Source organism: Cohnella mopanensis (genome assembly GCF_022352055.1).
GTDB lineage: Bacteria > Bacillota > Bacilli > Paenibacillales > Paenibacillaceae > Cohnella > Cohnella mopanensis.
The window spans coordinates 581,031-597,829 of the sequence record NZ_JAKRWM010000001.1; the positions used below are offsets into that span (position 1 = coordinate 581,031).

Consider the following 16,799-nt stretch of genomic DNA (forward strand, 5'->3'; position numbering starts at 1 on the left):
TTAATACCGTAGAGGAATTAGTGTCCTCTACGGCTAACATATTAAACACACGCAAAGGGAGGATTCAAATGAAGAAGAAAGGCAAGCTCTTATCATCGGTACTAGCCAGCTTTATGATCGTGTCCGCGCTCGCGGGTTGTAGTGGCAACGACGGAAATAAAGCAAGTCCTAGCGATTCCGCGGCAAGTAAAGCTGCGCCGTCCGAATCCGCTTCGGCTTCCTCGGCCTCAAACGAAACAGGACTTGATACATCCAAGAAGGTCGAGCTTCAGTTCTATATGCTCGGGGACGCGCCAAAGGATTTACCCGCCATTCAAAGCGAGATTAACAAGATGGCGTTAGAAGATCTGAATGCGACCGTTAAATTCAACTTTACTTCTTGGACCGATTGGGACCAGAAGTACAAGCTCCTCCTGTCTTCCGGCCAACCGGTAGACCTGATCTTTACGGCGGATTGGACCCAATACCAATCCTATGCGAAGAGCGGTGCCTTCCTCCCGCTAGATGATCTTCTTCCGGCAGCGGCGCCCAAGCTCCAAGCATTCGTGCCTCAAGACATGTGGGATGCGGTCAGAATCGAAGGGAAAATCTATACCGTTCCCGCTACTTACAAGGAATACGTAAACAACGGCTTCGTCTATCGCGAAGATCTTCGCGAGAAGTACAATCTACCAGTACCTAAAGACATTACCAGCTTTGAAGCTTATCTTGACGGGATCAAGGCAAACGAGCCCGGCATCCAACCGCTTTCGATGAATTCGGACGTCAGACAGAACCTGATGGACGTTTTCCGGGAAGTCAATGACGATACGATCGGCGGACCGCTTCCTTACGGAATCGGGATTAAATACAATAAACCGGGCGAGTTTTATTCCTATTGGGGTTCTGACGAGCAGAAGAAAGACCTCGAAACGGTTCAGCGCTGGCAACAAAAAGGATTTTTCGCCAAAAACGTCCTGAACGTCAAAGACACGCTGCAAGATCCGATTACAAGCGGCAAAGCCGCTGCGATTCTAGGAGATAATCCGACCCGTTACAACGATACGATGAGTAAAATGCAGTCCACCCATCCGGATTGGAAGCTGGGCTACACTCCATACGCGGAATCTAGAGGATTTGCAACGCCGGTACATCCGATCCATAACGGATTTGCCATTCCGCAAAGCAGTAAAAACCCCGAGAGAGCGCTTGCCTTCTACGAGAAGATGGTTACGGACAAACGATATAATCAATTAACGCAATACGGTATCGAAGGGAAGAACTATACAGTAGAAGACGGATACTATAAAATGGTTGGCGACAACACGTCTAACGGCTTCTTGCGCGAAGGCATGCAGGGCTGGGCATGGAGAAACCCTGAATTCATGTTGTTCGATAAGAGCTACGATGGGGTAAAAGCGATATTCGATAAGCTCGATGCCATTGCCAAACCGGATTTGTTCACGGGATTCGTCGAGGATTACTCCTCCTATCAGCCTGAGAGAGCGGCCCTAGAACAAGTCGAGAAGCAGTACTTCTATCCTTTGTATGCCGGTCTTGTTAAAGACATTGACGAAGGGATTAAGACCGCCATGGACAAGGCGAATAATGCCGGACTCCAGAAAATACAAGCTTCATACAAGCAGCAGTGGTTGGATTACGTAGCGAAGAACGGAATTAAATAAGGCATGAGGAACGTTCAGTAATAGAAGTGCCGAGTTCCTAAGCGACGCTTAGGGGCTCGGCGTTTTGTCCAATTGACTACAGGGTGAAACGTAAATGAATTGGAGGTGGACGGTATGCGCCTTATGAAAGCTAGGGAGGGCAACGGGATATACGGCAAGCTGTTGCTCAGCATCGTTTTGTGTACGGCTTTGACGCTGACCGTTTCCTCTACGGTTTTAATCTTGTTTTTTAATCGGATCGTGCTCAATCAAGCTTACGAATCAGATCTAGACAACTTAACGTTAACGAGCCGTGAAGTGCTTAACATGACAGAAAGCGCTCAATCGCTTACTTTTCAAATTTATCGGAATATCAATGTCATGAAGCTTTTGTTTTATTCGAATCCGAATATTTACGATACGATTGGTGCGATGGGGGAGTTGTCCAATTATTTGAACTCCATGCCGTATATCGAATCGATTTACGTATATAATCCTAAGTCATCCAACGTTTATATCGCATCCAATACTGGGCAGAACGGCGTTCTTACCAAAAATGAACTCACCGACAAAGATATCTTGGATCTACTTGACCATTATAAGGATTACAAACCGTTCAGTCCCGTACCGCGGACGTACAAAATCGGGGATTCCGCAGATGAGATTAAAAGCGTTTACACTTACTTATGTTACGACGCAATAGGCGCCAAGGGCGGTGTTAACTCCGCTATTATCGTGAACATCTCGGCGGAATGGATTAATAAGGATATCGGAAACCGCAATACCGCCGATGCGGGACAATCTTATATTATCGATAATCGCGGAATGCTGTTGAACGGGGAGGAATTACGGCCAGCCATTTCCGACTCCATTCTCGGGACCGTTCTGGGCACGGAAGAAGCAGGGTTTCGAATTAAGAAAGTCGGTGGGGAAAAGTCTTTCATATCCTATACCAAACCGGATTCTTTGGAATGGAGATACGTTCGCGTGACACCTTATCATTTAATTACGAAAAAGGTGAACGAGATCTTATGGACAACCATCTGGATCGCTGTCGGAATAGTCGTCGCGGGGCTATTCAGCTCCTGGTACCTATCCCGCAGGCTCTATGTTCCTTACGGAAATTTAGCTAATCGAATGCATATGCTTGAGAACGAAAAAAGAAACAATTTATATACGATACGCCAACAGTTTTTACGGAGCCTCGTTCAAGGAACCGAAGCCATCAATATCAAATCGCTTCGCTCCAAAATGACCGAATGGGGAATAACCGTTGATTTTCACAAAAAATACAGGCTTATCTTGTTGAGAATCGACGGTTTTCGTGAATTCACAGAACAGAAGGGCACGGATCTACGGGTGTATAAGTACGCTATGATGAACATCGGCTCTGAGCTTGCCGTGCAATCCTTTTCAGTTGAGACCGTCGAGCTGGAAGAGGATCGCGTATTGCTTATCGTAGGCGAATCGTCCAATGCGGATATCGAGAACGAAGGGTATCTTCATTCCTTGCTGCTCCAGATCCGGCAAGCGGTGCTTGAGCATTTGAAGATCGGAATATCGATGTCGTACTCTCCCATTCAAGACCAAGTATTGCAATTGCATTCCTCTTTCAAGCATGCGAACGAGGCATCCAACCATCGCTTTTTTTCCGGCCATGGGGCTATCATACGTGTTAAGGATATCGAATTGATGAGTGCGGAGAATTATGTATTTCCGGTAGATAAGGAGAAAAAACTAGTAGATTTAATGATGGCAGGCAGGATGGAAGAGGCAAAGGCTATTTGCCGAAGCATGGTTAGTGATACTAGCGCTTATCCGCTTCGCGTAGCGCAATCTGCCGTAACCCGTCTTACCATTACGATCAATAACGTCATTCATACGTTTCAGAAAAATCGGATCATGGATACCGAAACCGGTAAGGAGTTATCGATTCCACCAATTGAGCAATTCGAAACGATTTGGGAGCTTGATAGGTTCTTCGACAAAATATTCGATGATCTGCATGAGAAGCTAGATGGCAAACGCAGCATGAAACAGGAGGAATTAATTCGGAGGATCAACGAAACCATAGACATAAATTTTGCTGACCCTAACCTCAGCATTAACGGGATTGCCGACGAATTTGATATTTCTCCAAGTTATTTGGGCAAGATTTACAAGCAATTTACCATGAATGCTTTGCTTGACGTCATCAATAGAGTCAGAATCGAGAAGTCAGCGGAGCTGTTGCGATATACGGACAAACCGATAGCCGAGATTGCCGACAAATCGGGATTTACTAACTCATCGTATTATTACAGAATGTTCAAAAGGCATTACGGATTAACGCCCACCGACTTCCGTAAAAGCGTGGGAATTAATAAACAGGACCGGCATGGTTAGCCGACAACAAAACCCCGCATCGGTTGACCCGATGCGGGGTTTATGACGTTACTGGCTAATATCCGCCCAAATCTCGTCTTCGACATCCAGCTGGATTTGCGAAGGGTAGACGCGTTGCCCGAACTCTTGGAGCACGTAACGCATGATGGCTTCCTTGATGTTAGCCTCGATTAGGAAGCGGCTGCGTCCTTGAACCCAAACTTCGGCACTGAAGCCTTGTTCCTCATCATAGAGCAACTCTACTTCAACGGACTCGACGGGAATCTCATGCCGCTCCGCCAGGTGAAGGCAAACGGCATTGACGATCTGATCCATTGTTAGTCGCATGATCGGTTACCAACGGCGCTGGTTAGGATTCTGCGACTGCCTGCGGCGTTTAATCGCATCGTAGATCCCCCTGAACACCATGAATAAGACGAACAACGCGGCTACGTTAACGAGCAATCCGATCATGTTGCCGAAAAATCCGGAACCGAACATGCCGCCGAACAACAATCCTGCCAGACCGCCGATCATTAGGCCTTTCATGAAGCTGCCCCCGCTGAAAAATCCGGGTTTCTTATTCGTACCGGCTGAAGCCGTTGTAGAAGATTTATTTGTAGTGGAGCTCTTGCTCACACTATCCTGAGATTGAGCTGGTGTTTTGTTGAACGATTTTTTACCTGAGCTAAACGATCTTGGTCTTGCATCCGCACTGTCGGCCGGAACTGCGACGGCAACGGTGAATGCGAATAAGCTAAGCACGAGCAATGCTTTTTTCCACATGGTGTTGGTTCCTCCTGCGATGGTTGTAATAGTTTACGATAGTTTCATACGTAGGATGGACATAGAAGGTTTCAAATAAGATAGGGATGCCAGCTAGTGAATTATGGGTTATGCTTGAAATGAAAGCTGAAGAGAGAAAAAGAGGAGTAAGACGATGACGAAGATGATTACGTATCCCATCGAATATATTAGATATTTAGCGGAGTATAACGGATCCCGGGACTATTTCGAGTGCCATGAAATTATGGAGGAATATTGGAAGGAAAATCCCGATTCGGAGTATGTTACCTGTTGGCTTGTTCTTATACGCATTTCGGTTTGTCTGTATCATGCACGTCGCGGGAATTGGACAGGAGCGATTAAGCTTATGGGCAAAGCGGCGGGGGAAGCGAGTGCGGAGCAGTTCGACCGATTGGGGATGGATGGGAAAGAGCTTGTCGCCAAACTAAGGCAAGCAGCAAAACGCTGGACAGAGCCAGACGTTACTTATGAAGATATTGAATTGCCTATTCGCGATGAAAGCTTGCGCGAAACCGCGCAACGTCTATGTCGTAAACTCGGTTATAAGTGGGGCACTCCCGGCCTGGAAGCAGGAGACGAGATCATTCACCGGCATTTGACAAGAGACCGAAGCGAAGTCACGCAAGCTAGGGCTGAATCCGCAAAGCTCAAAGCGCTTAGTCGTGGATTTGTAGATATTGATAGCCGTCCGTGACCATCTCGAGCTCTCCCGTATCCGGATGAATAATCAACCCGTGCACGGGCGTGCCGGGCGGGAGCAGAGGGTGGTTGCGCACGATATCGACGCTGTTCTCGACGCTCTCCCTGACGCTGTCGAAGCCCGTTAGCCAACGATTGAGGTTAATGCCCGAATGGCGCAGCGTGTGGATGACATGCTGTTCTACTCCGCGAGCTTCCATATGTGCCACGACGTTGTTCGGGTCGATTCCGGTCATGCCGCATTCATGATGGCCAATGATAAATACTTCATTGGCGTTAAGTTCATATAATGCGACAAGGATACTCCGCATAATATTGCCGAATGGGGAAGTTAAAATTGCGCCGGCGTTTTTGATGATTTTGGCATCGCCGTTCTTTAGGTTCATCGCTTTTGGGAGCAGTTCCGTTAATCGAGCATCCATGCAAGTTACGATAACTACGCGCTTGTCGGGAAATTTGGTCGACGTCAAATATTCTTCGTATGCTTTACTTTCCACGAAATCTTTGTTGTAAGCCATGATCTGATCTTTAATCCGCAAAGCCATTCCCTCCAGTTTAATCTAGATCGCGGCGTCCGCCGTGCGTTTGTCTTCCAGCTTCAATCGGTTGCTATAGATCTGCCCATCGCTTGCTAACTGGAAAGCACGCTTGTCCGGCAGGTATGTCACGCGCATCTGTTCATCGAAAAAGACTTCGTGACGCTTCTCGTAGCTTACGTTGAAGTGGTTGCTTTCCGCATGCAAATCGTCGGAATCCGGCGCAAGTACCGCCCAGAACGTCGCGACACCGTTCATAGAACAGCCGCAGCCCTCGGAATCGGATACAAGTTTCCAAGTCGTGGCGTCTGTGCCGAATCTAGCTTGTACTTCTAGTATGGCTTGTTCGCTCCAATGTATTTTCATCCCAACACTCCTTTCTCCATGAAGCTCGTTAAACCTGTTATTTTTTAACTTAGTAAGTTGATTATAAATTTTGCTGAGGGTATGATCAAGTTGACAATATCCATTAAAGGAAGGTCGTGAACCCATGAGTACAGCGGACACGGCGACATTATCGCCATTGCAGCGCTTTCGCGAACGAATCAATCAAATCAAACAATACGAAGAAATATTAGGTGTCGTCTATTGGGATATGAGGACGGGCGCACCGCGCAAAGGGATTGAGCTGCGGTCGGAAGCGGTAGGCGCGCTTTCTTCCGAATCGTTTAAGCTATCCACATCCGATGAGATGGGAGAATTGCTTGCAAAACTCAACGAACCGGAACTGCAAGCGGAATTAAGCGAAATCGACCGTCGGCTCGTAGCGGAAACATCCAAGGAATACGAACGAAACCGGAAAATACCTCCCGAGCTATATCGTGAGTACGTCGTTCTGACTTCTCAAGCCGAATCCGCATGGGAAGAAGCCAAGGAAAATAACGATTTCGCAGGTTTTGTTCCTTATTTGGAGAAAATCATTGCGATTAACCGCCAATTTATCGAGCTTTGGGGCGTTAAGACGACTCCATACGATACGTTATTGGATATGTACGAACCGGGCCTTACGACAGTCGAATTGGATCGATTGTTCGGAGAGCTCAGGGCTCGTCTCGTTCCGTTAGCGGAACAGATCGCGAACTCCAGCAATAAACCTAATACTTCATTCTTGGAAGGAACATTCGACAAAGAGGCGCAGAAGAAGTTCAGCAAGCTTATCTTGAAGGACATGGGATACGATTTCGAAGCCGGCAGGCTCGATGAGAGCGTCCATCCGTTCGCGACGGGGTTAAGCATCGGCGACGTGAGAATTACAACGCGTTATTTGCCGGACGATATTACCAGCGCGCTGTTCGGAACGATTCATGAAGGCGGTCATGCCTTATACGAACAAAATATTAATCCCGAGCTTGCTCGCACGACGTTGAGCACGGGGACGTCGATGGGCATTCACGAGTCGCAATCCCGGTTGTGGGAAAATATTGTCGGACGCAGCCTCGGCTTCTGGACTCGATATTTGCCGGATTTGAAAGAACATTTCCCGGGCCAACTGGATGGCGTTACGGCGGAAGAGTTCTACAGAGGGATCAACGTTGTGCAACCATCGCTCATTCGGATCGAAGCGGATGAACTGACGTATAATCTTCATATCATGATTCGGTATGAGATCGAGAAAATGCTGTTCAACGAAAATTTGAATCCGCGCGACTTGCCTGAAGTGTGGAACAAAAAATATTCCGAAGCGCTCGGCATAACGCCGGACAATGATTCGGAAGGCGTACTGCAGGACGTTCATTGGTCGGGAGGCGCTTTCGGTTATTTTCCTTCCTATTCGCTTGGTAACATGTACGGGGCCCAGATGATGGATGTTGCCCGTAGAAAGCTTCCTCATCTGGATGATCAAATTGCCGCGGGGCAGCTGCTACCGCTTAAAGAGTGGTTGACGGAGCAAGTATACCAATACGGCAAACTGCTGCAGCCCGCGGAGATTATCGAGAGAATTAGCGGCAAGCCGTTGCAATCGTCCTATTTGTGCGATTACTTGGAAAACAAATATCGGGAAATCTATCGCCTGTAATGAAATAGCGATGTTAGTGGGCTGAGGTAAAAGATGCTAATGGGATTTCGTGTCATCAAAACCGCTGCAGCCACTTTGGCAGCCATCGGAACAGCCATCTTAATCGGAACGGACAACCCGCTAGCGGCTGGGCTGCTAGCGATTCTTGGAGTGGATACGACGCGATGGCGAGGCCTGCGAACCGTATTCGCCCGATTTACGGCGGCTGTTCTCAGCTTACTGCTTGCTTCCGTTCTGTTTGCGGCTATCGGCTTTCATATTTGGGTATTATCCGTATACATTCTCATTGCGTTTCCGTTATTTTCCCGTTTCGGTTTGAAAGACGGACTGGTCACGGGAGCCGTAGTCGTTTTTCATCTCTTCGCTAAAGCGGAAGTAACCGTAAACGCGCTCGTAACGGAAGTGGAATTGCTTGCCATCGGATTAGGTTGGGCTACGCTGTTTAACCTTTTGTATATGCCCAAGTATTACGGGAAGCTGAAAGAGCTGAGGGAGATTACGGAAGCGGGGTTCTCGGACATCTTTCGCCATCTGGCTATCCATTTGCGCAATCCGGATTCGGTATGGGCGGGGGAGGAATTTCTGGCGACGGGCACGGCGATCGAGCAAGGGCTGGAAGTGTCCCAGCGAGCGCGCGAAAATCGGCTAATCCCGCAGGATGAGCCTTGGCAACTGTACTTTAACATGCGGCGCCAGCAACTTGAATCCGTTCAATTAATGATGGAATCCGTGGCATTCGTGTCCCGGCACGTCCCGCAAGCGGAATTAATCGCGCTGCTGTTCGACAGGCTGATGGAGGACGTTAAATCGGATTTTTACGAAGGCGAAACGGAACGTATGCTCGGCGAGTTGGATAATAGTTTTCGAACAATGCCGTTGCCGGTTACGAGAGAAGAATTCGAGATACGGTCTACGCTATTCTATCTTTCCCGTGAATTACGGCGTTATTTGGGTATTGCGAGCCGCGAGAAAAAACAAAAGTCAACTTCTGCCCATGCGATCATACAATGAAAAGTAAAGTCTATCTCGGCTTCATCCGGTTATATCGATGCCGGGAAACGGTTGCGGGTTGCATGAACACATTTTTGTCACTCTAGACGAATGTCCTGCATAGACTTTAAGTGACTTGATCGTATGGAGGAGGTCTACTGAAATGGCTATTGCGGATAAACGGCTGCAGCGCAGGGAAATCATCACGAAGGCGGTTTGCGGCAAAGGCCGTAAGTTCTCGACGATTACCCACACCGTAACGCCGCCGCACCACCCGACCAGCATACTGGGCGCGTGGATTATCAATCATCAGTATGAAGCGGTGAAATCAGGGGACGGAATCGAAGTCATCGGGTCTTACGATATTAACATCTGGTATTCGTACAACAAAAACTCGCAAACCGATGTCGCGAAGGAAACGATCTCTTATGTTGAGCTCGTTCCCCTCTCGTACGTAGATCCGAAGCATCGCTCTTCCACGGAAGAAGTTTCTGCGGAGGCAACGCAGGAGCCTAATTGCGTGGAAGCGACGATCAGTTCCAATGGTTCAGCCGTGCTCATCCGCGTCGAACGGGAATTCGCCGTGGAGATGGTTGCGGAAACGAAGGTGTGTGTCGTAGTAGATCCGAATGGATTCGACGACGACGGGAAAGACGTCGACTTCGGCCTTGGTGATGATGGAGATTTCGAGGATCTCGATTCCGATTTACTGGAAGACGATTTGTAATCGGTTCGATCATCGGCCGGTACTTAAGTCTATGCAGAAGCGGAACATTAGTCGAGGGCGGATGCCCTGTCGGAACAACAGGATAAGCCTGATTGTAGCAGTGGCACACATAGGGAAGGGTCATTCGGCTTCGGCGTTTATGCGCCGCCTGCGGGACGGCCCTTCCCATGTTTCATAGGGGGGCGCCGCATGGAGGAGCAAGATGGGACTGTGTGGTTATACGGCGGCAGGGAAAGTAAGCCTATGGGCGTATGGGAGCAACTTGAATTGCCCGTCCTACGCGATCTCACCTCTGCGAAACCGAACGATTGCGTCATGATGGTTTCTGAGAAGGAACGGGGCGCCAAGGTTACTTCCACGCAGAAATCCCCTTGGCTAATGAATCAGACGGCAGCGTATGTTAATGCTTTATCGAGAAACGAGATGGAACGCCGTCTTCGACGGGAAGGCGTACCTGCCAGCCTAGTCGGGGCCGATAGTAGCGGAACGCCCATCACTGTAGTCGTGTGGGGACACAGCGCGATTGAGATGAGGCGGTCAAACCCGAGTATGAATTTATTTAATGAAGTTAAATATAGCATCAATTCTTGGGATAAAATGTTTATCGCAAAAGAACATCCTTTGTGGAAACCGGCGGAAAGAATGGCCGCGAGGGCGATTTATTTGCTTGGCCTCGACTATGGACGGGTCGATCTTATATTGTCCGAGAAGGGGAAGCTCTTAGTTACGGGAGTGACTTCTGAATTGAAGCCGATAAGCGAAGCTTCCGTTATTCGATTAAGAGACGCGGTCCGAGGGTTCGCAACAGCATGGGCTGCGGAAGTTTCCGAAGGGGTAACGGCCAAGCTTGGCGCCGATCCGGAATTCGTGATGCTATCCCGGGATGGGCGTGTCGTGCCGGCCTCGAGGTATTTTACGCCGGAAGGGGATGCCGGATGCGATTCCGTGAGGATAAGAGGAGAGAAACGCTGGCCGTTGGTGGAATTAAGGCCTAGGCCGACGGTTGATCCGCAGCATTTGACGGCGGACTTGCGACGATTGCTATTCGTTGCTAACGATAGAACGGCTGGAGCTTCTCTCATTTGGAGAGCGGGTGCGTTGCCGGTTCCCGGATTGCCGCTTGGGGGGCACGTGCATTTGAGCGGAGCGACGCTGACGAGCGAACGATTGCGCGCGCTCGATAACGCGGTCGCTTTGCCGCTTCGCTTGCTTGAACCGGTCGAAGCCGCACGCAGGCGTCCCCGTTACGGCTCGCTCGGCGACGTGAGAAGCCAGCCCTATGGCGGGTTCGAATATCGCACGCCTCCGAGCTGGCTTGTTTCCCCGCGTCTGGCGTTTGGGACGTTCGCGCTGGCCAAGCTAGCCGCCGAGCATTCGCGCGAGCTTGCCTCCGACCGTCCATTAGATGAAGAACGCTATAGGGAAGCGTTCTACGCCGGGGACAGGGAGCTACTGTTAATGGCTGCGGCAAGAGTACATCGGTCGATCATGAGAACATCAACCTACGCGGCCCATAAGGAGCCGATCGATTTCCTGTTCGAAGCGATCGCGCGCGGCCGCAGTTGGGATGAAGTCGGCGATTTTCGGCTGAAGTGGCATATCCCGACGTCTTAAACTTGGAGGCTCACAAGCATTAAGCAACATGACCGCAGCTTCCGCCTAAAGTTGGACATGCTTTAATCAAATGATTTTCCAGCACGAATGTTATGGGGGCTATAGCAATGAAGAATACGGAACCAAATCCGGACGCAGAACCGGATATCTCACTTAGGAAAAGGGAGCATATTGAAATATGCCTGCATGAGGACGTGGAAGGCCGAGGCGAGGGAAACGGATTCGATCGGTATAATTTCCGCCATCAGGCTCTCCCGGAACTTGATTTTCGGCAGATCGATACTTCTACAAAGTTTCTATCGCGCAATATGAAGGTTCCGCTAATGATCAGTTCGATGACGGGTGGAACCGACGAAGCCGGACGAATAAACGTGCGCCTGGCGGAAATAGCCGAAGATAGAGGATGGGCTATGGGATTAGGCTCTTTAAGATCAGCTATAGAGTTTCCTCGATCGGCGGCAAGTTTTCAAGTCCGGCAATACGCGCCGAATGTTCCGCTGATTGCTAATCTCGGTGCCGTTCAATTGAACTATCATTATGGAATTGCGGAATGCCGGCAAGTCGTCGAGATGACGGAAGCGGATGCGCTCGTCTTGCATCTCAATGGGCTCCAAGAGCTATTCCAGAATGAAGGGGACATGAATTTCAGCGGATTGCTGGCCAAGATTGAGCGGTTATGCGGAGAGGCGGACTTTCCGGTCGGCGTGAAGGAAGTCGGGTGGGGTATCGACGGTGATACCGCGAGAGCATTGGAGGAAGCGGGCGTTGCATTCATCGACGTAGCCGGCGCGGGAGGCACTTCATGGATCGAAGTGGAGAAATATCGGTCAAAGGACCCCATTAAGAGAGAAGCAGCCAAAGCGTTCGAGGATTGGGGGATACCGACGGCACAATGTATCGAGGAGGCAAGAGAGAGATCTCCCGATGTTGTCTTGATCGGGAGCGGTGGCATGATGAACGGCGTGGATGCGGCGAAAGCGTTGGCGCTGGGTGCAAATCTAGTCTCGTTCGGCAGAGCATTGTTGGCATCTGCGCTACATTCTTCCGATCAACTCGCGGAATTGTTCGCGAGGGTGGAATTTGAACTCAAAGCATCGATGTTCGGCATTGGCGCGGCGAATTTGCAACGGCTTCGTGAAACGAATCGGCTTATTAAGCAACGATAGGTCCGTGAGCTCCATAGCAAGGAGCTGTCGATTGTATCTTTTTGGCCAAATCTGTCCCGGCACATTTCATTTTTGTTATAATGAGATTGAAATTGCTAGGCACTGCTTATGGAATCAGGAGGAAGACCATGGCTGGATATACCCCCATGATGGAGCAATATTTATCGGTTAAGGCGACGGCTAAGGATGCTCTGCTGTTTTTTCGCCTTGGCGATTTCTATGAAATGTTTTTCGAGGATGCGATAACCGCATCGCGGGAATTGGAAATTACGCTAACGGGTCGCGGAGCGGGGCAAGAGGAAAGGATTCCGATGTGCGGCGTGCCGCACCATGCGGCTGAAGGATACATAGCTAGATTGATTGAAAAAGGATATAAGGTAGCCGTCTGCGAGCAAGTGGAGGATCCGGCTAGCACGAAGGGAGTCGTTAAGCGGGAGATCGTTCGGATCGTTACGCCGGGTACGGTTATGGATTCGAAAATGCTAGGCGACGCATCGAACAATTTTATCGTCGGAGCTGCGCAGCAAGACGGCCGCGTCGGAATCGCCGCGTGCGATCTGACGACAGGCGAGCTGTACGTCACTTCATTCGCCGAATCGCGTGAAGCGGTTAAGAACGTGATGAACGTATACAGGCCATCGGAAGCGGTAGGAGACGAAGCTTCGATCGCCGCGATCAACGCCGATCTTAATCCGACCTCCCGCAGCTTGCTGACTACCGTAAGGGAACAATTCGACCTGACGAGACTAGCGGGCCAATTTCCAGATGAGCCGTGGAGCACCCATGAAGCGGTACGCCAGCAGGCGGTCTCGCGGCTGATTTCTTATCTGGACGAGACCCAGAAGCGTTCGCTTACCCATCTTCGGGCGGTCAAAGCGTACGACTCCGAAGCTTACATGTCGCTAGACGCCTTCACGAGACGCAACTTGGAACTGACCGAAACCGTTCGCGACCGTTCGCGCAAAGGCTCGTTGCTGTCGCTACTCGATCGGACAAGGACGGCGATGGGCGCTCGCTTGCTGAAGCGCTGGATTGACCAGCCCTTGCTGAACCGCGAAGAAGCGGAGCGCAGGCTGGACGCCGTGGAAGCACTGAATCGGGATTGGATTAAGCGTAAGGAGCTCCGGGATGAACTGGGCGAAGTTTACGACTTGGAACGTCTTGCGGGAAGAATCGCATACGGAACTGCCAACGCGCGGGATTTGAACGCCCTGAAAAATTCCTTGAATCGCATTCCCTCGATTCAAGCGTTATGCCAAAGCCTTGATACATCTCCGTTGAACGCGTTAGCGGATCGTATGGACGCTTGCGCCGATATTGCGGGCGCGATTGAACGGGCTATCGCGGACGAGCCTCCCGTGACGTTGAAGGATGGAGGGATCATCCGTCCCGGCTACGATAAGAAGCTCGACGAGCTCCGCGAAGCGAGCCAGAACGGCAAGCAATGGATTGCCGAGTTGGAACGTAGGGAAAGGGAAGCGACGGGCATCAAATCTTTGAAAATCGGCTTTAACAAAGTGTTCGGCTACTATTTGGAAGTGACTCGCGCCAATCTGATCAACCTTCCCGAAGGGAGATACGAGCGGAAGCAGACGCTTGCCAACGCCGAGAGATATGTGACTCCCGAGCTTAAGGAGAAGGAAGCGTTAATCCTTGAAGCGGAAGATCGGATGTTCGATCTGGAGTACGAAAGCTTCATTGCCTTGCGGGACAGCATTGCTAGCCAGATGGCGAGATTGCAACGGTTGGCAGAAAGCGTCGCAGCGCTGGATGTTCTACAGTCATTCGCGGAAGCGAGCGCGGAGCGTAGATATACGCGCCCAACCTGGACGGATGGCGAAGGTTACGATCTAACGATTGAAGAAGGCAGGCATCCGGTCGTCGAATCGGTGAACGAGAACGGCGTGTTCATCGCCAACGGAACCTCGTTAACCGCATCGGGTGGATCCATTCTTCTTATCACGGGACCGAATATGGCAGGTAAGAGTACTTACATGCGCCAAGTCGCGATGATCGCCCTAATGGCGCAAATCGGCTGTTTCGTTCCGGCTCGCCGCGCCGTGCTGCCGTTTGTCGATCGCATATTCACCCGAATCGGCGCTGCGGATGATTTGGTCGGCGGTCAAAGCACGTTCATGGTCGAAATGAAAGATATTCAAGTCATGACGGAACAGGCAACCGCAAGAAGCCTAATCATCATCGACGAGCTGGGGCGAGGGACTTCGACGGACGAAGGTATGGCGATCGCCCAATCGGTTATCGAGTACGTTCATGACCATATCGGCTGCAAAGCGCTCGTATCCACCCATTTTCACGAGCTTGCGCACTTGGAGAACTCGTTGTCTGGCTTGCGTAACGGATGTATGGCCGTCAAGGAAAGCGCTGATGGCGTAACCTTCTTGCGTAAACTGGTGCCGGGAGCTGCGGATTCCAGCTATGGAATATACTGCGCTCAACTTGCCGGATTGCCGGAAACGATCGTATCGCGTGCTTATACTTTGTTGAACGATCATAGCACTGCTGATCAGGTTGTTACTCCGAAAAGCGATATGGTCAAGGAAACGGCCGCAACGTTATCGGAGCCGGAGACAAGACGCGATACCCTACCTGCTGCTCAGACCGTTGACATCGTGCAGATGTCTTTATTCCCGGATGCGACTCCTGTTGCTAAACCGGCAAAATCGTCCGCGAACGATAAGCTATTAGAGAAGCTAAGGAAGCTTGACGTCATGAGAATGACACCTATGCAAGCGTTGGAATGGTTAAACGACGCGAGGAATCAATTGGCGGAAAGCGGGGATCAATGATGAATTTAATCAAAAAAATGCGCCTGACATTAGTATTACTTCTCACAATGGCAATGCTACTCGTCGGAGCGCCCGTCGCATTAGGGGCAACCGAAGACCAGATAGAAGAAGTTCGGAGCTTGCTAGAGCAGTATCACCTAAGCAAACCGGAAGATACGGCTCTGACCAACAAGGAAATGGAAGACATGGTCGACTCTCTTCATGATCCTTACACGAAATATTTCGACGACGATCAGTGGAACTCATTCAATTCATCGTTGGAACAAACGTTCGTAGGCGTCGGAATTGTCATGATCGAAGAGAGAGGCGTCGTCTACGTGGAGGATGTTATTCCCGATAGCCCGGCGGAAAAAGCAGGTATTTTGCCTGGGGACGAACTAGTTGGCGCTGACGCCAAATCGTTCAAGGGCAAAACGACGCTGGAAATTCAAAGTGAGCTTCGCGGCAAGGAAGGCACGGTCGTTAATTTGAGCGTATCTAGAGGGGGTAAAACCCTTAAATTTAAAGTGACGCGCAAATCGGTCCAACTTCCGGTCGTCACGACGAAGATGCTGGACAAAGGCGTCGGATACTTGGCCTTGTCCGGATTCACCCTCGAAGCCGGCAAAGTGTTCAAGCAGAAACTTGAGGAGCTTGAGAAAAACGGATTGACGTCCTTGGTGCTTGATCTGCGGGACAATGGAGGCGGGTATGTGAATGCGGCCCAGGAAATTGCCGGATTATTCGTAAAGGAAGGCATACTTGCCCACATGCGCGATCGGGAAGGCGTCGATCAACCGCTTGATATTAGCGGTTCAACCAAACCCTACTCCGTCGTCGTTCTCGTTAACGGAAACTCGGCAAGCGCCTCCGAATTGCTATCCGGCGCATTGCAGGATTACGGAGTCGCCAAGCTTGTCGGAACGAAAACATACGGTAAAGGTGTCGTTCAATCCCTAATTCCGGTCAAAAGCGGCGGTATGCTCAAAGTGACCATTCAAGAGTACTATACACCGACCGGACGCAAGGTAGACAAAGTCGGATTGACGCCGGATTTGGTCGTTAACGGCGTTGCCGAGCAGCTCATCGGCGCTTACCGGCTTGCGGGCGGACAGAAGCTTACCGTCACTTCCGGCAAAGGCGTATTGACGATCAACGGGGTTCGTATGGCGCAACCAGGCGCGGCATGGCAGGAAAATAACGTGTGGTACGTTAATTTGAAGCTGGCGTCGGCTTTAATCGGTGCTAAGCTTACCTATAATTCGAAGAGCCATACGTATACGCTGACGAAAGGCACTCAAGTTCAAACGTTTACAACGAACGATTCGCACTTGAGAATCAAAGAAGGACAAACCAACATCGACGTCAGACTATTGAAAAAATGGTTTGCCGGCTTCACGTATTCCGCAGGAACGGACACGATTAAGCTGATGGCGGGCTAATAGGAAGG

General features: G+C 50.3%; 14 protein-coding genes. 10 read left to right on the forward strand and 4 right to left on the reverse strand.

Annotated elements, in window-relative coordinates:
• The first annotated feature begins 68 nt into the window (after window positions 1-68).
• Both L3D05_RS02660 and L3D05_RS02665 read left to right on the forward strand, forming a co-directional pair.
• Entirely contained in the window at window positions 69-1,664 is a 1,596-nt protein-coding gene (locus tag L3D05_RS02660) for an extracellular solute-binding protein (RefSeq protein WP_239614325.1), read from the forward strand.
• Between the two features lie 114 nt (window positions 1,665-1,778).
• Window positions 1,779-4,028, forward strand: a complete 2,250-nt coding sequence (locus L3D05_RS02665) for an AraC family transcriptional regulator (RefSeq protein WP_239614326.1) — start codon at window positions 1,779-1,781, stop codon at window positions 4,026-4,028.
• A gap of 48 nt (window positions 4,029-4,076) precedes the next feature.
• Here the strand turns inward: L3D05_RS02665 and L3D05_RS02670 are convergent, their stop codons facing one another.
• Window positions 4,077-4,355, reverse strand: a complete 279-nt coding sequence (locus L3D05_RS02670) for a DUF2653 family protein (protein WP_239614328.1) — start codon at window positions 4,353-4,355, stop codon at window positions 4,077-4,079.
• A gap of 6 nt (window positions 4,356-4,361) precedes the next feature.
• On the reverse strand, window positions 4,362-4,793 hold the full coding sequence (locus L3D05_RS02675) for a hypothetical protein (protein ID WP_239614329.1): 432 nt from the start codon (window positions 4,791-4,793) through the stop codon (window positions 4,362-4,364).
• A gap of 154 nt (window positions 4,794-4,947) precedes the next feature.
• On the opposite strand from L3D05_RS02675, the gene L3D05_RS02680 reads away from it, so the two are divergent.
• Window positions 4,948-5,508 carry a DUF309 domain-containing protein gene (locus L3D05_RS02680; protein ID WP_239614331.1) on the forward strand — a complete coding sequence of 187 codons (561 nt, stop codon included), beginning with the start codon at window positions 4,948-4,950 and terminating at the stop codon, window positions 5,506-5,508.
• On the opposite strand, the gene L3D05_RS02685 is transcribed toward L3D05_RS02680, so the two are convergent.
• Together L3D05_RS02685 and L3D05_RS02690 are read right to left on the reverse strand one after the other, a co-directional pair.
• Window positions 5,471-6,031, reverse strand: coding sequence for a beta-class carbonic anhydrase (locus L3D05_RS02685; protein WP_439647930.1), 561 nt, complete (start codon window positions 6,029-6,031; stop codon window positions 5,471-5,473). The genes L3D05_RS02680 and L3D05_RS02685 overlap by 38 nt on opposite strands.
• Before the next feature lie 42 nt (window positions 6,032-6,073).
• Window positions 6,074-6,415: an iron-sulfur cluster biosynthesis family protein gene (locus tag L3D05_RS02690; RefSeq protein WP_239614334.1), complete on the reverse strand. Its 342-nt coding sequence runs from the start codon at window positions 6,413-6,415 to the stop codon at window positions 6,074-6,076.
• Between the two features lie 124 nt (window positions 6,416-6,539).
• Here L3D05_RS02690 and L3D05_RS02695 point away from each other — a divergent pair, with 124 nt between their 5' ends.
• The 7 genes from L3D05_RS02695 (at window position 6,540) to L3D05_RS02725 (ending at window position 16,791) form a co-directional block, all read left to right on the forward strand.
• Entirely contained in the window at window positions 6,540-8,066 is a 1,527-nt protein-coding gene (locus L3D05_RS02695; RefSeq protein WP_239614335.1) for a carboxypeptidase M32, read from the forward strand.
• Window positions 8,067-8,099: 33 nt separating this feature from the next.
• Window positions 8,100-9,077, forward strand: a complete 978-nt coding sequence (locus tag L3D05_RS02700) for an aromatic acid exporter family protein (RefSeq protein WP_239614337.1) — start codon at window positions 8,100-8,102, stop codon at window positions 9,075-9,077.
• A 142-nt stretch (window positions 9,078-9,219) separates the two neighbouring features.
• On the forward strand, window positions 9,220-9,783 hold the full coding sequence (locus L3D05_RS02705) for an outer spore coat protein CotE (RefSeq protein WP_239614338.1): 564 nt from the start codon (window positions 9,220-9,222) through the stop codon (window positions 9,781-9,783).
• A 189-nt stretch (window positions 9,784-9,972) separates the two neighbouring features.
• Window positions 9,973-11,397 carry a putative amidoligase domain-containing protein gene (locus tag L3D05_RS02710; protein WP_239614340.1) on the forward strand — a complete coding sequence of 475 codons (1,425 nt, stop codon included), beginning with the start codon at window positions 9,973-9,975 and terminating at the stop codon, window positions 11,395-11,397.
• Between the two features lie 107 nt (window positions 11,398-11,504).
• Window positions 11,505-12,563: a type 2 isopentenyl-diphosphate Delta-isomerase gene (gene fni / locus L3D05_RS02715; RefSeq protein WP_239614342.1), complete on the forward strand. Its 1,059-nt coding sequence runs from the start codon at window positions 11,505-11,507 to the stop codon at window positions 12,561-12,563.
• 128 nt (window positions 12,564-12,691) lie between these two features.
• Window positions 12,692-15,370, forward strand: a complete 2,679-nt coding sequence (mutS, locus tag L3D05_RS02720) for a DNA mismatch repair protein MutS (protein WP_239614343.1) — start codon at window positions 12,692-12,694, stop codon at window positions 15,368-15,370.
• Entirely contained in the window at window positions 15,370-16,791 is a 1,422-nt protein-coding gene (locus L3D05_RS02725; RefSeq protein ID WP_239614345.1) for a S41 family peptidase, read from the forward strand. The genes mutS and L3D05_RS02725 overlap by 1 nt, the downstream gene beginning before the upstream one ends.
• Window positions 16,792-16,799 lie beyond the last annotated feature (8 nt).

What these genes read in the sequence shown, in the direction of transcription:
- L3D05_RS02660 (WP_239614325.1), top strand. Translation starts at nt 69, where the DNA reads ATGAAGAAGAAAGGCAAGCTCTTATCATCGGTACTAGCCAGCTTTATG.
- L3D05_RS02665 (WP_239614326.1), top strand. Translation starts at nt 1,779, where the DNA reads ATGCGCCTTATGAAAGCTAGGGAGGGCAACGGGATATACGGCAAGCTG.
- L3D05_RS02670 (WP_239614328.1), bottom strand. Translation starts at nt 4,355, where the DNA reads ATGCGACTAACAATGGATCAGATCGTCAATGCCGTTTGCCTTCACCTG.
- L3D05_RS02675 (WP_239614329.1), bottom strand. Translation starts at nt 4,793, where the DNA reads ATGTGGAAAAAAGCATTGCTCGTGCTTAGCTTATTCGCATTCACCGTT.
- L3D05_RS02680 (WP_239614331.1), top strand. Translation starts at nt 4,948, where the DNA reads ATGACGAAGATGATTACGTATCCCATCGAATATATTAGATATTTAGCG.
- L3D05_RS02685 (WP_439647930.1), bottom strand. Translation starts at nt 6,031, where the DNA reads ATGGCTTACAACAAAGATTTCGTGGAAAGTAAAGCATACGAAGAATAT.
- L3D05_RS02690 (WP_239614334.1), bottom strand. Translation starts at nt 6,415, where the DNA reads ATGAAAATACATTGGAGCGAACAAGCCATACTAGAAGTACAAGCTAGA.
- L3D05_RS02695 (WP_239614335.1), top strand. Translation starts at nt 6,540, where the DNA reads ATGAGTACAGCGGACACGGCGACATTATCGCCATTGCAGCGCTTTCGC.
- L3D05_RS02700 (WP_239614337.1), top strand. Translation starts at nt 8,100, where the DNA reads ATGCTAATGGGATTTCGTGTCATCAAAACCGCTGCAGCCACTTTGGCA.
- L3D05_RS02705 (WP_239614338.1), top strand. Translation starts at nt 9,220, where the DNA reads ATGGCTATTGCGGATAAACGGCTGCAGCGCAGGGAAATCATCACGAAG.
- L3D05_RS02710 (WP_239614340.1), top strand. Translation starts at nt 9,973, where the DNA reads ATGGAGGAGCAAGATGGGACTGTGTGGTTATACGGCGGCAGGGAAAGT.
- fni (WP_239614342.1), top strand. Translation starts at nt 11,505, where the DNA reads ATGAAGAATACGGAACCAAATCCGGACGCAGAACCGGATATCTCACTT.
- mutS (WP_239614343.1), top strand. Translation starts at nt 12,692, where the DNA reads ATGGCTGGATATACCCCCATGATGGAGCAATATTTATCGGTTAAGGCG.
- L3D05_RS02725 (WP_239614345.1), top strand. Translation starts at nt 15,370, where the DNA reads ATGAATTTAATCAAAAAAATGCGCCTGACATTAGTATTACTTCTCACA.